The sequence below is a fragment of the Caulobacter sp. GW821-FHT11E10 genome (assembly GCF_058808375.1).
Window position 1 is genome coordinate 477,662 of the sequence record NZ_JBXARP010000001.1, and the last position, 14,667, is coordinate 492,328.

General features: G+C 67.7%; 12 protein-coding genes and 2 pseudogenes. 2 read left to right on the top strand and 12 right to left on the bottom strand.

Going from position 1 to position 14,667, the window contains the following annotated elements; translation table 11 throughout:
- Positions 1–3 precede the first annotated feature (3 nt).
- Entirely contained in the window at positions 4–1,083 is a 1,080-nt protein-coding gene (locus tag AC1RRV_RS02255) for an efflux RND transporter periplasmic adaptor subunit (RefSeq protein ID WP_492857942.1), read from the bottom strand.
- Positions 1,084–1,239: 156 nt separating this feature from the next.
- Here AC1RRV_RS02255 and AC1RRV_RS02260 point away from each other — a divergent pair.
- Positions 1,240–1,308, top strand: a pseudogene (locus tag AC1RRV_RS02260) (hypothetical protein); the annotation flags it as partial.
- Between the two features lie 53 nt (positions 1,309–1,361).
- Here AC1RRV_RS02260 and AC1RRV_RS02265 read toward each other — a convergent pair.
- From AC1RRV_RS02265 to AC1RRV_RS02315, 11 genes and pseudogenes are all read right to left on the bottom strand, one after another.
- A complete protein-coding gene (locus tag AC1RRV_RS02265; protein WP_492857943.1) occupies positions 1,362–2,534 on the bottom strand; it encodes an acetyl-CoA C-acetyltransferase in 1,173 nt (390 codons plus the stop codon).
- A 54-nt stretch (positions 2,535–2,588) separates the two neighbouring features.
- On the bottom strand, positions 2,589–3,029 hold the full coding sequence (locus AC1RRV_RS02270; protein ID WP_492857944.1) for a hypothetical protein: 441 nt from the start codon (positions 3,027–3,029) through the stop codon (positions 2,589–2,591).
- Between the two features lie 96 nt (positions 3,030–3,125).
- Complete coding sequence (locus tag AC1RRV_RS02275; RefSeq protein WP_492857945.1) at positions 3,126–3,467, bottom strand: hypothetical protein; 342 nt, start codon at positions 3,465–3,467, stop codon at positions 3,126–3,128.
- 191 nt (positions 3,468–3,658) lie between these two features.
- Positions 3,659–4,009: a hypothetical protein gene (locus AC1RRV_RS02280; protein WP_492857946.1), complete on the bottom strand. Its 351-nt coding sequence runs from the start codon at positions 4,007–4,009 to the stop codon at positions 3,659–3,661.
- A gap of 208 nt (positions 4,010–4,217) precedes the next feature.
- Positions 4,218–4,502: pseudogene (locus AC1RRV_RS02285) on the bottom strand (LuxR C-terminal-related transcriptional regulator); the annotation flags it as partial.
- On the bottom strand, positions 4,435–5,487 hold the full coding sequence (mgrA, locus tag AC1RRV_RS02290; protein ID WP_492857947.1) for an L-glyceraldehyde 3-phosphate reductase: 1,053 nt from the start codon (positions 5,485–5,487) through the stop codon (positions 4,435–4,437). The pseudogene AC1RRV_RS02285 and the gene mgrA, both read right to left, overlap by 68 nt.
- A 71-nt stretch (positions 5,488–5,558) precedes the next feature.
- Positions 5,559–6,287, bottom strand: coding sequence for a FadR/GntR family transcriptional regulator (locus AC1RRV_RS02295; RefSeq protein ID WP_492857948.1), 729 nt, complete (start codon positions 6,285–6,287; stop codon positions 5,559–5,561).
- A 191-nt stretch (positions 6,288–6,478) separates the two neighbouring features.
- Entirely contained in the window at positions 6,479–8,050 is a 1,572-nt protein-coding gene (locus AC1RRV_RS02300; RefSeq protein ID WP_492857949.1) for a sodium/sugar symporter, read from the bottom strand.
- A gap of 40 nt (positions 8,051–8,090) precedes the next feature.
- The gene (locus tag AC1RRV_RS02305) at positions 8,091–8,708 is read right to left on the bottom strand and encodes a 2-dehydro-3-deoxy-6-phosphogalactonate aldolase (protein ID WP_492857950.1); all 618 of its coding nucleotides are present in this window, start codon (positions 8,706–8,708) and stop codon (positions 8,091–8,093) included.
- Positions 8,709–8,713: 5 nt separating this feature from the next.
- Positions 8,714–9,628 (bottom strand): 2-dehydro-3-deoxygalactonokinase, encoded by a 915-nt coding sequence (locus AC1RRV_RS02310; RefSeq protein WP_492857951.1) that lies wholly within the window; start codon positions 9,626–9,628, stop codon positions 8,714–8,716.
- The gene (locus AC1RRV_RS02315; RefSeq protein ID WP_492857952.1) at positions 9,628–11,364 is read right to left on the bottom strand and encodes an IlvD/Edd family dehydratase; all 1,737 of its coding nucleotides are present in this window, start codon (positions 11,362–11,364) and stop codon (positions 9,628–9,630) included. The genes AC1RRV_RS02310 and AC1RRV_RS02315 overlap by 1 nt, the downstream gene beginning before the upstream one ends.
- Before the next feature lie 327 nt (positions 11,365–11,691).
- On the opposite strand from AC1RRV_RS02315, the gene AC1RRV_RS02320 reads away from it, so the two are divergent.
- The gene (locus tag AC1RRV_RS02320) at positions 11,692–14,652 is read left to right on the top strand and encodes a TonB-dependent receptor (protein WP_492857953.1); all 2,961 of its coding nucleotides are present in this window, start codon (positions 11,692–11,694) and stop codon (positions 14,650–14,652) included.
- Positions 14,653–14,667: the final 15 nt, after the last annotated feature.

Sequence of the window (14,667 nt, forward strand, 5' to 3'; positions counted from 1 at the left end):
TCCTTAGCGGGCCGGCTTGGCGACGGGCGCCGGGGTCGGCGAGAGGCCCACGCGGACCAGATCGCCTTCGCCCAGGAAGCCGGCGCCTTCGACCACGACCCGCTCGCCGGCGGTCAGGCCGGTGGCGGCGACACGGTCGCCGGTGGTGGCCAGGATGCTGATCCGGCGGAAGTGGACCTTGCGCGCCGCATCGACCACGAACACGCCGGGGCGGTTTTCGCGGTAGAGCACCGAGGCGCTGGGCACGACCAGGGCGGGCTGGTCACCGGCGTCGATCGTGGCGCGGGCGAACATGCCGGGGCGGAAGCCGCCCATCGTCGACAGGGCCACGCGGGCCACGCCCAGGCGGCTGGTGGTATTGACCTCGGAGGTGACGATGCGGACGCGGCCCTGCGTCTCGCCGACCTTGTCCGAATAGATCTTGGCCGGCATGCCCGCCTTCACCGAGGCGAGCTCCGTCTCGGGGATCTCGGCGTCCAGCTCCAGGCGTCCGTCGCGGACGATGCGGAACAGCTCCGAGCCGGCCGAGACGATCTGGCCCTTGGTGACGGTGCGGCGGCTGATCAGGCCGCCGACCGGGGCGCGGATCGCGGTCTGGGCCAGGCGCGCGGCGGTCTCGCCCCGGGCGGCTTCGGCGGCGGCGAGGTTGGCGGCGGCCGTGCCCTGGCGGGCGGTGGCGGTGTCGAGGCCGGCCTGCGAGAGGTAGCCCTTGGCCTGCAGCTCGCGGGCGCGGCCCAGGGCGGCGCTGGCCTCGGCCAGGGTGGCGCGGGCGCTGGCGACGCTGGCGTCCTGCTGGCGCAGCTGGGCGGAGATGACGGCGCTGTTGAGCTGGACCAGGACCTGGCCGGCCCGGACGGATTGGCCTTCCTCGGCATTGACCGCGATGGCGGTCAGGCCGCCGGTCTCGGCGCCGACCGGCACTTCCTCCCACGGCGAGATGGTGCCGGTGGCGTTGATCTGGCGGGCGATCGGCTGGCTGGAGACCACGGCGACGCTGACGGTCTGGGCGGCGGCCGCGGCGGCCGGCGCCTTGGCCTTCTTCGGCTTCTTGTCGCCGCAGCCTGAGAGAGCGATCGCGCTCACACCCAGGACCAAGACCAGCGCGCTCACAGTCGGGCGGCGCCCATTGATCCGGTTAAGCACGAACATATCCCCAGCAGCAGTTGAGCCCGTCGGCCTTCTAGCCGACAAACCCCCGGTTGCTGAGTTAATTTGCCGTAAGACGATAAATAGACACCGCAATCCTCCCCCCAGCGGGGGAGGTGGCCGCGCAGCGGCCGGAGGGGGAAGGCTGCAAGCGGTTCGTGCTGACTTCCCTCTCCGTCGGCTGCGCCGACACCTCTCCCGCTAGGGAGAGGATTTCATAGCCGCTCCACGATCGTCACGTTCGCCAGGCCCCCGCCCTCGCACATGGTCTGCAGGCCGTAGCGCGCGCCGCGGTCCTGCATGGCGTGGACCAGGGTGGTCATCAGCTTGGCGCCGGAACCGCCCAGCGGATGGCCGAGGGCGATGGCGCCGCCGTGGACGTTCAGCTTGTCGGGATCGCCGCCCGTGACCTTCAGCCAGGCGGCCGGCACGGAGGCGAAAGCCTCGTTGACCTCGTAGAGGTCGATGTCGCCGATCTTCATGCCGGCCCGCTCCAGGGCCTTCAGCGTGGCAGGTATCGGGGCCTCCAGCATGATCACCGGGTCGTGGCCGATCACGGTCATGCTGTGGATCCGCGCCAGTGGCGCGACGCCCAAGGCCTTGAGGCCCCGCTCGTTGACGATCATCACGCCGGCCGCGCCGTCGCAGATCTGGCTGGAAGTGGCGGCGGTGATGCGGCCGTCCTCGGTCAGCAGCTTCACCGCGCCGATCGACTCCAGGCTGGCGTCCCAGCGGATGCCTTCGTCGGTGTCGTGGCGCTCCACCGTTCCGTCGGCCAAAGTGATGTCAATCGGCGCGATCTCGGCGGCGAACTTGCCGGCCTTGGTCGCGGCCATGGCGCGCTGATGGCTGTTGAAGGCGTAGGCGTCGAGCTCGGCCCGCGAGAGGTCGTACTTCTTGGCCAGCATCTCGGCGCCGGTGAACTGGCTGAACTGGATCCCCGGATAGCGATCCTCGATGCGCGGGCTCTTGTAGGTGCCGAAGCCGTTCTTGTAGGGCAGCTGCGACGACAGCCCCATCGGCACCCGGCTCATGCTCTCGACGCCGGCGGCGATGACGATGTCCATGGCCCCGGACATCACGGTGGCGGCGGCGAAATGGATGGCCTGCTGGGACGAGCCGCACTGGCGGTCGACCGACGTGCCCGGCACGCTCTCGGGCAGGCTGGAGGCGAGGATGGCGTTGCGGGCGATGTTCAGGCCCTGCTCGCCGACCTGGCCGACGCAGCCCATGATCACGTCCTCGATCAAGGCCGGATCGGCGCCGCTGCGCGCGACCAGGGCGTCCAGGATCACGCCGCCCAGATCAGCCGGGTGCCAGCCCGAGACCTTGCCGCCCTTGCGCCCGCCGGCCGTCCGCGCGGCCGCCACGATATAGGCTTCGCCCATGACTTCCTCCCATCCTCTTGATGTCTCTGGAGGGAGTGAAACAGACGTTCGAGCCTATGTCTGCGGTGACGCGGCGTCAGGGCGCGGCGCGCGGTGCAAGGTCATCGCGCCGACGAACAGCGCGAGCATGGTCAGGTAGCTGAAAACCGAATTGGCCCGGAAATAGGCCAGGCCCCAGACCTTGCTGTCGGCCATGACCGCGACGTGGACCATGATGTTCAGGCCGTGAAACCCGCAGGCCCACAGCGGCCACCAGCGGTTCGATCGCAGGGCGACGAACAGCAGCACCGCCAGCAGCACGATGTCGACGACCATGACGCCTTCCTGCAGGCCCCAGATCTGCAGCCGCTTGTGCACGAAGCCGGTGGCGAACCAGGCCACCACCATCGCGCCGGCGGCGACGCGCTCGGGCCAGCCGCCGCGCCAGAGCGCCGCCGCCGCCGTCAGGACCAAGGCCGCGAGGCTGATCCACTGGTAGAGGAAGGGAAAGATCATCAGCCGGAGGTTGGCGCCATTCAGCCCAAATGGAAACGGCCTCCACGGGAACCGTGGAGGCCGTTCCATCGCCGGTGGATCGCTAGGCGTCGGGCGCTAGGCGGCGACGGTCAGTTTCGCCGAGCCGGTCGGGGCCGGGGGCTTCTCGCCGGCGTCCCCGAACGAGATCGCGCCCAGGCCGATGTCCCGCTGGGCCACGGAAAGATGCTTGTGCGTGTCGACGATGTTCTGGCGCGCCAGACCCAGGGCCTGCATCGTCCCGATAGCGCCCATCAGGGCGTCCTGGCCGACGATGGCGGAGAGCCGGGCGTCCTGCCGCGTGGTGGGCATCAGGCCGGCCAGGGCGGCGGTTTGGGAGATGGCGATGTCGATGGCCTTCTCGGCGGCGAACAGGGCTTCGGCCACGGTCTCGGCCGCTTGGCGACGTTCCTTCAGCATAAGCAGTCTCCTTCACGCCGAGCATGTCGGCGCGTTCAAGGGGTTGAAGGCTGTTGGGATGCGCCCGGCTCCGGGGCGAGAGTCCTAGGGGAAGAGGCCTTCGAGAGCGTGGAGCCCCGCCAGGATCGAACCGAACGCGAAGGCGGTCACGATCATTACGGCGGCGATGAAGGCCAGTCGGAGCGGAAGGCTCAGCTCATTGGGGCGTCCTCCGCCGAGTCCGGAGAAGAGGAGTCGGAATCCGACAGGAACGTCTCGTCCATCACCGCGCTGGCGATGCACAGGATCTCCCGCATCACCAGTTCGCTGGGCTTGAACGAAGCCTGCTTGCGGGTGGCCGCCACCAGGTCTTGCACCATCGCCGCGCCGGCCGGGGAGACCGACAGGCTCATCAACTGGCGCTCGAGCTCGCTCCAGGTAATCGGGGGCAGGGTCTCGGCCGTATTCAGGCGGGGCCAGTCGTGCTGGAAGCTCATCACTTCCCGGCGCAGGTGCGCCGCTCGACCGATCGCGTCCTTCTGATGGGGGGTCAGTTCGTTCACGGGGTACTCCTTGCTCAACACGGTCAGCAGACCGCGATGAGGGGAGTTCGCCTAGCCGGGCCGTATCGGACCCCGACGCGATAGGAGGGGGGGTGACAGGTGCGATGACAGGGGAGGCGCCCCCCTGATGAGCGCGGTCGAAGACCCGGCGGGCGGCGTCGTAGCGGTCGGCCGCGCCCAGGCGCCGGCGAGCCTTGTCCAGATGCCAGTCGACGGTGTGCTTAGAGAGGCCCAACTCGCGGGCGATCTCCTTGGAGCTCATGTGACGATCGACGAGTCGAAGACACTCCCGCTCACGCTCGGTGAGGCGGTCGAGGCCCTCGACCGGGTCAGAAAGGGTGGGGTCGCCCTTATCCATGGCCGGAACCTTATGCGAACGTTTCAGTTCGGCAAGCGCCCGAAACATTAAACCTTCACCATTAAGGTTACGGCAGATCGCCGCTGGCCAGGGTCGAGGACACCTTCCAGAGGTCGACGCCGCCCTCCGAGGCATGACGGTCGATCCGCGCCAACTCCTCGCTCGTGAACGACAATCCCTTCAGGGCGGCCAGGGAGTCTTCCAGCTGGGCGACCGTCCGCGCGCCGATCAGGGCGGAGGTGACGCGCGGATCACGCAGCACCCAGGCCAGGGCCAGCTGGGCCAGGGTCTGGCCGCGACTGGCGGCGATGTCGTTGAGCGCGCGGATGCGGGCGAGGTTGTCTTCCGACAGCAGGTGGCCGCCGAACGAGCCGTTCTTGGCGGCTCGAGAGTCCGCCGGCGCGCCGTTCAGATACTTGCCGGTCAGCAGCCCCTGGGCCAGTGGCGAGAAGGCGATGCAGCCGACGCCGAGCTCGTCCAGGGTGTCCAGCAGCGCATCCTCGATCCAGCGATTGACCATCGAATAGGACGGCTGGTGGATCAGCAGCGGCACGCCTTCGCTCTTCAGGATGGCGTGGGCCTGGCGGGTCAGTTCGGGGGAATACGAAGAGACGCCCACGTACAGCGCCTTGCCCTGCCGGTGCAGGTGGGCCAGGGCGCCCATGGTCTCCTCCAGCGGCGTCGTGGGATCGACCCGGTGCGAGTAGAAGATGTCGACATAATCGACGCCCATGCGCTTGAGGCTCTGGTCGCAGCTGGCGATCAGATACTTGCGGGACCCTCCGACGCCGCCGTAGGGGCCGGGCCACATGTCCCAGCCCGCCTTGGTCGAGATCACCAGCTCGTCGCGATGCGCCTTGAAGTCGCTCGCCAGGACCTTGCCGAAGTTCTCCTCGGCCGAGCCGTAGGGCGGGCCGTAGTTGTTGGCCAGATCGAAGTGGGTGACACCCAGGTCGAAGGCGCGGCGCAGGATGGCGCGGCCGGTCTCGAACACGTCGGCCCCGCCGAAGTTCTGCCAGAGACCCAGCGAGATGGCCGGCAGGTCCAGCCCGCTGCGGCCGATGCGCCGGTAGGGCATGGCGGCGTAGCGGTCGGGGGCGGCGACATAGGGGGTCTGCACGGCGGCGTCTCCGGCGTAGGGGTTCTATGACAACGTTGTCAAATTTGGGCCAAAAAGCAAGGTCCCGCGCCTCAGGCCTCGCGGCGGGCGGCTTCGCTTTCGGTGGACGGCGAGGCGGCGCGGATCAGCTCCAGCACGTCGACGATGATCTCGCGCATGGCCGCGGAGGCCTTGTCGGCGTCGCGGGCGATGATCGCCTCGGCCACGTCCTCGTGTGAGGGGATCGAGGCGGTGCGGCCCTTGATGCGGTTGGTGAAGCGGATCGAGATGCGCAGGGCCGTGTTCACCAGCTCGTGCAGCTCGCGATAGAACGGGTTCTTGGTCGCGCTGAGAATGGCGATGTGGAAGGCGATGTCGGCCGTCAGCGGGTCGTCCTCGCCCTCGGCGGCGGACTTCATCCGGCGCAGGCCCTTGCGGATCTCCTCCAGGCCGGCCTCGTCGGCGTTGCGGGCGGCCAGGGCCGCGGCGGCCGGCTCGATGCCCAGGCGCATCTCGGTGAAGTCGGCCAGCAGCCGCAGGGAGAACTTGCGCTCCAGCAGCCAGCGCAGAACGTCGGGATCGAGCATGTTCCACTCGGCCTCGGGCTCGACCACGGTGCCGTGGCGCGGGCGGGCGCTGAGCAGGCCCTTGGCGGTCAGCATCTTGACCGCCTCGCGGGTCACCGTGCGGCTGGCGCCGAACTGCTTGGACAGCTCACCCTCGGTCGGGAAGCCGACCTCGGCATACTCGCCAGTCACGATGGCCTGACCAAGTTGCTCGACCAGACCGTAGGTCAAACTGAGGCCGGGCTGGGTGCGCATCGGCGGATCTTCTTTCCTGTGTTGGCGAGACCAAAGGGATTCGCTGCCTTAGTAGCGTGTTTTGTCGTACTCGCGAACGGAGCAGTTGCGTTGAATACAGCCGCGCCGCGCCGTTTCCGCAAGGGTGTTGAGGTCGAAGGTCTGACCACGATGAGAAAAGGGGGCGGCCGAGGCCGCCCCCTTGGATAGCATCACCACCAGGTGGCGTAGAGCGCGATCAGGATCAGGATCACCCCGACGCCGGCGATGTTGAAGCCGGTCGAGGTCTTGTAGCTGACCCCTTCCAGCGTCACGACGCTGACCGGCGTCTTCTGCGGCGCGACCAGCGAGACCAGCACGGCCCCGGCCAGCGACAGCAGGAAGACCACGCCCACGCGGTTCATGAAGGGCATGGTGTAGATCGCCTGCTCCTGCAGCCACCAGAACATCGCCGACAGCACGGCCGAGCCGATGGCGGCGGTCAGGGCGCCGGCGGTGGTGGTCTTCTTCCAGAACATGCCGAGGATGAAGATCACCACGATGCCCGGCGTGAAGAAGCCGGTGAACTCCTGGATGAACTGGAACGCCTGCTCGGCCCCGCCCAGCAAGGGCTTGGCGGTCAGGATGCCGATGATCACCGCGACGACGGCGGTGATGCGGCCGACGGTGACCAGTTGGCGCTCGCTCTGGCCGGGACGAGCCTTGGCCCAGACGTCCAGGGTGAAGATGGTGGCGATCGAGTTGATCTTGGCCGCCAGCGACGCGACGATCGCCGCCACCAGGGCCGCGAACACCAGGCCCAGCAGGCCCGGCGGCAGCAGCTTCATCATCTCCGGATAGGCTTGGTCGGGCTTGATGCCTTCCGGGGCCAGGACGAGCGCGGCGATACCCGGCAGCACCACGATCACCGGCATCAGCAGCTTGAGATAGGCCGCCATGGCGATGCCCTTCTGGGCTTCCTTGAGGTCCTTGGCGCCGAGGGCGCGCTGGATGATGTACTGGTTGAAGCCCCAGTAGCTGATGTTCATGATCCACAGGCCGCCGATCAGCACCGCGATGCCGGGCAGGTCCTTGTAGTGCGGGCTGTCCTTGGAAAGGATCATGTCGAACTTTTCCGGGAACTGCGTGGTCAGCTGGTGGAAGCCGGCCAGAACATTGCCGTCGCCGATCTTGCCCAGCGACAGCCAGGCGATGATCAAGCCGCCGGTCACCAGCAGGGCCACCTGGACGATGTCGGTCAGGGCCACGGCCTTCAGACCGCCCCACAGCTGATAGGCCAGGGCGAAGGCGCCGATGGCGGCCAGGGCCCACATCTGGTCCATGCCCGTCACCGTGTGGACGGCGATCGAGCCCAGCCACAGGATCGAGGTCAGGTTCACGAAGACGTAGAGGCCCAGCCAGAACACGGCCATCAGGGTCCGCACGCTGGGTCCGTACCGCTGCTCCAGGAACTGCGGCATGGTGTAGACGCCGTTCTTCAGGAACACCGGCAGGAAGTACTTGCCGACGATCAGCAGGGTCAGGGCGGCCATCCACTCATAGGAGGCGATGGCCAGGCCGATGGCGTAGCCCGAGCCGCTCATGCCGATGATCTGCTCGGCCGAGATGTTGGCGGCGATCAGCGAGGCGCCGATGGCCCACCAGGGCAGGGCCTTGCCGGCCAGGAAATAGTCGGTCGAGTCCTTTTGGTGACCGCCCTTGTCGCGACTGACCCACTGGGCCAGGCCGAAAATGGCGACCGCGTAGACCGCGAGCACCGCCAGGTCGATGGCAGCTAAGTTCATGTCGTTCCCCCCGTTCCCAGTCAGCCTTCTGGCGTGACGGTTATTGCTGGTTGGCGTTCCAGGCCGCGACCAGGGCGGCGGCGCGCTGGCCGACCTCCTCGGGCGTGAAGCCGGGTTTGTAGAGCTCGCCGCCGACGCCGATGCCGGCCACGCCGGCGGCGCGCCAGGGCTCGATATTGCCCGCGCCCACGCCACCGACGGCGTAGACCCGCACGTCCTTGGGCAGCACGTCCTTGACGGCCTTGATGTGGCCCGGACCGAACGTGCCGGCCGGGAAGAGCTTGAGGTTGCGGGCCCCGGCCTTGACGGCGGCGAAGGCCTCCGAGGGCGTGGCGAAGCCGGGCATGGCGGTCAGGCCCAGGGCGACGGCGCGGGCGATGACCTCGGGATCGGTGTTGGGCGTGACGATCAGCTTGCCGCCGACCGTGGCGACGTCGTCGACGGCTTGGGCGGAAAGGACCGTGCCGGCCCCGCACAGGGCTTGGTCGCCGAAGGCCGCGCACAGGCGCTTGATGCTCTCCAGCGGATCGGGAGAGTTCAGCGGCACTTCGATCGCCTGGATCCCGGCGGCCACCAGGGCGGCGGCGATATCGACGACCTCGTCCGGCTTCACGCCGCGCAGGATGGCCACGATGGGAGGCGGGGCGGCGTCGGTCATAAGCTTCACTTCTCTTGAGATCTTGAGATCGCGGATAGGCCGGCGAGGACGGCCGCATCGCCGTCGACGACGGTCGCGCCGACATCGATCCTGGCCAGGGCCTGGACATAGAGGTCGCTGAGCGCCCCCGCGCCGATCACGGTCACGGCGTCCATCGGCCCGAACCAGTCGCGGGCGGCGGCCACATCGGCGCCGACCAGCAGGCCCGATAGGTAGCCCATGGCGTCGGCGGGCGAGAGGCCCTCCAGCAGTTGCCGGCTTCGGGTCTCGAACATCAGGTGCGGCAGGCGCGCGGCGCCGTGCTCGGCGATCCGGGCCAAGCCGTTGGCGAAACCCTGGGCCGAGCCGTCGGCCTGGGACCCGCCGCCGGCGGCCAGGGTCGAGTGCTGCTTCAAGAGGGCGAAGGTCTCGCCGACGGGGGCGGTGACGAAGCCCATGATCTGGCCGTCCTCGACCACGGTCCACTTGTTGTGCGTGCCGGGCAGGACCAGCAGGTGGCGGCCGGCGCGCAAGGTCCCGTCCAGGGCCAGGGCGCCGAAGATCTGCGTCTCCTCGCCGCGCATCACGTCGGGACCGCCCAGCGGGTTGGCGCACGAGAGGCCGGGGACCAAGGTCACCGGCAGGCCGTCGGCCTCGAAGCGCAGGGCCTTCTCCGCCACGTCGACGGGACCGGCGGGGCAGGCGGCGTAGGGCGCTTCCTTCCAGCCGATCCGCGAGCCGACCATGCCGCACAGCAGGGCGCCGGTCGGGCCCGCCTCGCGCCAGTCGCCGACCAGGTCGAGGAAGGTCTTCTCCGGCGTGTCGGTCAGGGCCGAGACCCCGGGCCCGTCGCGGCGATGGATCACGCTCTTGCCCTGGCGCAGCCAGAGCCTCAGGCGGGACGTGCCCCAGTCGCCGACGATGACGATGTCCTGATCCATCAGTGGCTTTCGCGCGTGACGACCGAGCCCGAGGCCCCGACCAGGAAGTCGAGATCCGCGCCCTGGTCGGCCTGCAGCACGTGGTCGACATAGAGCTTGGCGTAGCCGCGCGTGTATTTCGGGGCCGGCCGGTCGGCCCACCAGGCGACGAGGCGGCTCTCCAGCTCGGCGTCGCTGATCGACAGGCTCAGGGCGCGCGAAGGGCCGTCGAACACGATCTCGTCGCCGTTCCGCACCACGGCCAGCGGGCCGCCGGCGTCGGACTCGGGCGAGACGTGCAGGATCACCGCGCCATAGGCGGTGCCGCTCATCCGGGCGTCGCTGATCCGCAGCATGTCTTTCACGCCCTTCTCCAGGAGCTTGCGGGGAAGCGGCATGTTGCCGACTTCGGGCATGCCCGGATAGCCCTTGGGGCCGCAGCCCTTCAGCACCAGGACCGAGGTCGCGTCGACGTCCAGGTCCGGATCGTCGATGCGGGCGCGGAAGTCCTCGATGGTCTCGAACACCACGGCCTTGCCGCGATGGCTGAGCAGCTCGGTTGAGGCGGCGCTGGGCTTCATCACCGCGCCGCCGGGGGCGAGGTTGCCGCGCAGAACCCAGATGCCGCTGTCGGGCTTCACCGGGTCGGCCATGGTGCGGATGACCTCGGCGTTGAACACCTCGGCGATTTCGTACTGGGCGCCGATCCGGTGGCCGGCCACGGTCGGGGCCTCGGGATCGAGGACCGCTTCGAGCTGCTTCATCACCGCCGGCAGGCCGCCGGCATAGTGCAGGTCCTCCATCAGGAAGCGGCCCGACGGCTGCAGGTCGACCAGCAGAGGCACGTCGCGCGACAGGTGGTCGAAGTCCTCCAGATCCAGCTTCACGCCCAGCCGCCCGGCCAGGGCCAGAAGGTGGACGACGGCGTTGGTCGAGCCGCCGATCGCGGCGTGGACGCGCAGGGCGTTCTCGAAGGCCGCGCGGGTGGCGACCTGGGACAGGGTCCGGCCTGCCTTGACCATGTCCACGATCACGCGGCCGGTCTCGTGCGACATCGCCCGGCGGCGGGCGTCCACGGCGGGGATGGTGGCGTTGTAGGGCAGGGACAGGCCCATCGCCTCGATGATGGCGGCCATGGTCGAGGCCGTGCCCATGGTCATGCAGGTGCCGGGCGAGCGGCTCATGCCGCTCTCGGCCGACATGAAATCAGCCAGGCTCATCTCGCCGGCGCGGACGGCTTCGGAGAACTTCCAGACGTCGGTGCCCGAGCCGATGTCCTTGCCGCGGAACTTGCCGTTCAGCATCGGACCCGACGAGACGACGATGGTGGGCAGGTCGACGCTGGCCGCGCCCATCAGCTGGCCGGGCGTGGTCTTGTCGCAGCCGCCCAGCAGCACGACGCCGTCGATCGGGTTGCCCCGGATCGACTCCTCGACGTCCATGGACAGGAGGTTGCGGAACAGCATCGCCGTCGGCCGCATCTGGGTCTCGCCCAGGGACATGGCGGGGAATTCCAGCGGCAGGCCGCCGGCCTCCCAGACGCCGCGCTTCACGTGCTCGGCGATCTCGCGCAGGCCGGCGTTGCAGGGGGTGATCTCGGACCAGGTGTTGCAGATGCCGATCACGGGGCGGCCGTCGAAGACGTCGTCGGGCAGGCCCTGACTCTTCATCCAGCTGCGATGAATGAACCCATCGCGATCCAGCTTGCCGTAGGTGCCGCCGCTGCGCAGGCGCTTGCCCGCGTTCCCGTCGCTCATATCCGTCCCTAACGCCGGCCGCAGGGGACCGATCCGCATCCTTGAGCGCATTTATAATATAATAATGACCTACGCAACGGTGGGAAAAGTGGAAGCGCTTCCGGCTTTCACGCGGCCCAATCATCAGGTTTACGGGCGTAAACCCTTGGGGTGTGGCGGAAACATCGCGTTTCACCAGTGAAATGATAGCGCTATCAATTTCGGCTTGAAGGTACCAATTATACGATTATAGATGCGAGTATGGAGCACGCGGCGCCAAAGGCCGCACGTCACCGGACGCCCTAGAACGGACCGGGACGGCTTTGTAACAGGGGGAAGGGAACGGCCATGCAGCGCCTTGATTCGTCTCATCGCAAACTGATGCTCGCTGGCGCCTCGGCGCTGGTGCTCTGCGCCGCCGCGCCGGCGGCGTTCGCGCAACAAGCTCCGTCCAAGGACGAGGCCGTCGTCGAAGAAGTCGTCGTCACCGGCCAGCGCGCCGCGATCCAGTCGGCGCAAAAGATCAAGCAGAACGCCTCGGAAATCATCGACGGCATCAGCGCCGACGATATCGGCAAGCTGCCTGATCGCTCGGTGACCGAAGCCCTGCAGAGGGTCGTCGGCGTCACCATCGACCACACCATGTCGCGCGGCGACCCGGAGCACTTCTCGGTCGAAGGCTCGGGCGTCAACATTCGCGGCCTGACCTATGTTCGCTCCGAGCTGAACGGTCGCGACAGCTTCACCGCCAACGGCGGCCGCTCGCTGTCGTTCGAGGACGTGCCGCCCGAACTGATGGCCGGCGTCGACATCTACAAGAACCCCTCGGCCGAGCAGATCGAAGGCGCCATCGGCGGCCTGGTCAATCTGCGGACCCAGCTGCCGTTCAATTTCCCGGGCCTGAAGATCGGGGCCTCGGCCTCGCTGGGCTATGGCGAGCTCTCGAAGGGCAAGGCCAAGCCGTCGGCCTCGCTGCTGCTGTCGGATCGCTGGGACACCAGCATCGGCCAGTTCGGCGCCCTGTTCGACGTGGCCTATTCCAAGAGCCACACCCGCACCGACGCCATCCAGCAGGAGCCCTATTTCCCGCACCTGCCGTCGACTCAGGACGCGTCGAACGCCTGGAACAACACCGGCAAGACCGTGTGGCTGCCGAACGGTCTGCAATGGCGGACCCTGGACTTCGATCGCCGTCGCCTGGGCCTCTACGGCGCCCTGCAGTGGAAGCCGAACGACAAGTTCCAGACCAGCCTGACGGGCTTCCGCAGCGACTACGAGATGAAGTGGGGCGAGCTCGCCATCTTCTCGGCGAACGGCAACCCGGGGAACATCGTCGTCTCCAACGGCAAGTATGACGACAAGGGCGTCCTGACCTCGGGCGTCCTGTCGAATCCGGCCGATGGCGGCATTCCGTTCAACGACGACGTCCGCGCCGCTGATCGCAAGTCGGTCACCACCGACTGGTCCTGGTCCGCGCAGTACTCGCCCGACGACAAGCTGACCATCAAGACCGACGTGCAGTACGTGCGCGGCACGACCAAGGGCTTCGACTCGACCGTCGCCACGGGCCTGCTGATCCCGTCCGAGACCATCGACCTGACCGGCAAGCTGCCGAGCATCGGGGTCGACAAGAACTACATGACGAACCCCAACAACTACTATTGGGCGTTCACCATGGACCACTTCGACGAAAGCGTCGGCAAGGAGTGGGCCTGGCGCGGCGACGTCGAATACAGCTTCGACAGCGACGTCCTGAAGTCCCTGCGCTTCGGCGCGCGCTTCACCGATCGTTCGGCGCTGAACAAGAACACGCCGTACAACTGGCAGGCCGTCAGCCAGACCTGGATGCTGGGCTGGTACATGAACAGCCTCGCCTCGGTGGGCACCTACAAGGCGCCGACCACGACCTACGCCTTCCCGAACTTCTTCAACGGCAACGCGACCCTGCCGTCGGCGGTGGTGTTCCCGGCGCTTGAGCTCGCGAACGGCTGGCCCGCCAGCTACCAGCAGCTGCACAAGTTCCGCGCCCAGAACAGCATCTACGACCAGGCCTATACCTGGACCCCGGCGAGCTATGGGCCCGGCGCCATCAACAGCCAGTCGGAGAACACCTACACCGGCTATGCGATGCTGCGCTTCGGCTTCGATCAGGCCGAATATCCGATCGACGGCAACATCGGCGTCCGCGTCGTGAAGACCCGCTCGGAGGCGATCGGCTCCTTCGTCGGCGCCGCCACGCCGGCCGTCGATCCCAGCATCCCGGCGGGCAAGATCCCGCTGTTCACGGCGACGACGACCGAAGGCACGTACCACAGCGAGTACACCAACGTTCTGCCGAGCCTGAACCTGCGGGTGAAGTTCAGCGACCAGCTCCAGGCCCGCTTCGCCGCGGCCAAGGCCATCGCGCGTCCGGACTACAGCCAGCTGCAGGCCTATACGACCCTCAGCGTCGGCATCACCGGCTCGGGCGCCAACGCCGTCGCCGACCTGACCGGCACCGGCAGCGGCAACCCGTACCTGAAGCCGACCAAGTCGAACCAGTACGACGCCACCCTGGAATGGTACTTCGCCCCGACCGGTTCGCTGACCGCCGCGGTGTTCTACAAGGACCTGAAGGATGTCGTGACCAACGCCCTGTACAACGTGCCGTACGCGGCCACGAACGGGACGGTCTACAACTTCGCCACCACGGCGCCGGTCAACGGCGCGGAGGGCACGGCCAAGGGCTTCGAAGTCGCCTACAGCCAGTTCTTCGACTTCCTGCCCGGCTGGATGAGCGGCTTCGGGGTGCAGGCCAACTACACCTATGTCGACAGCAGCCAGAAGCTCTACGCCAACCCGTCCAACGCCACGACCAGCCAGATCACGACCCTGGCCCAGAACACCTTTGGTGTGGATACCGACGGTTCGAAGTTCAGCAGCCTGCCGCTGACCTATCTGTCGAAGCACAGCTTCAACGTCGCCCTGATGTACGAGAAGGGTCCGATCTCGGCCCGCCTCGCCTACAACTGGCGCTCGAAGTACCTGCAGGCGGTGAACGTCAACGGCACCAACGGCGGCAACGGCTTCAACAAGGCCACCCTGGCCTACGACCAGCGCTGGGCCCTGCCGACCTGGGCGGATGACTACGGCCAGCTGGATGGCTCGGTGTTCTACAAGATCACGCCGAAGATCACCTTCGGGATCGAAGCCCAGAACCTGACCGACAGCACCTACAAGCAGCTGATGCAGCAAAACATCGGCATGAAGGGCCGCGCCTGGTTCGTCACCGGCCGCCGGTTCAACGCCCAGATCCGCTACACCTTCTAGGTCGGGCGATCGTCT

Bases quoted from the DNA above. Each gene is read 5' to 3' on its own strand.
- AC1RRV_RS02265 (WP_492857943.1), bottom strand. From the start codon at position 2,534: ATGGGCGAAGCCTATATCGTGGCGGCCGCGCGGACGGCCGGCGGGCGC.
- AC1RRV_RS02270 (WP_492857944.1), bottom strand. From the start codon at position 3,029: ATGATCTTTCCCTTCCTCTACCAGTGGATCAGCCTCGCGGCCTTGGTC.
- AC1RRV_RS02275 (WP_492857945.1), bottom strand. From the start codon at position 3,467: ATGCTGAAGGAACGTCGCCAAGCGGCCGAGACCGTGGCCGAAGCCCTG.
- AC1RRV_RS02295 (WP_492857948.1), bottom strand. From the start codon at position 6,287: ATGCGCACCCAGCCCGGCCTCAGTTTGACCTACGGTCTGGTCGAGCAA.
- AC1RRV_RS02300 (WP_492857949.1), bottom strand. From the start codon at position 8,050: ATGAACTTAGCTGCCATCGACCTGGCGGTGCTCGCGGTCTACGCGGTC.
- AC1RRV_RS02305 (WP_492857950.1), bottom strand. From the start codon at position 8,708: ATGACCGACGCCGCCCCGCCTCCCATCGTGGCCATCCTGCGCGGCGTG.
- AC1RRV_RS02310 (WP_492857951.1), bottom strand. From the start codon at position 9,628: ATGGATCAGGACATCGTCATCGTCGGCGACTGGGGCACGTCCCGCCTG.
- AC1RRV_RS02315 (WP_492857952.1), bottom strand. From the start codon at position 11,364: ATGAGCGACGGGAACGCGGGCAAGCGCCTGCGCAGCGGCGGCACCTAC.
- AC1RRV_RS02320 (WP_492857953.1), top strand. From the start codon at position 11,692: ATGCAGCGCCTTGATTCGTCTCATCGCAAACTGATGCTCGCTGGCGCC.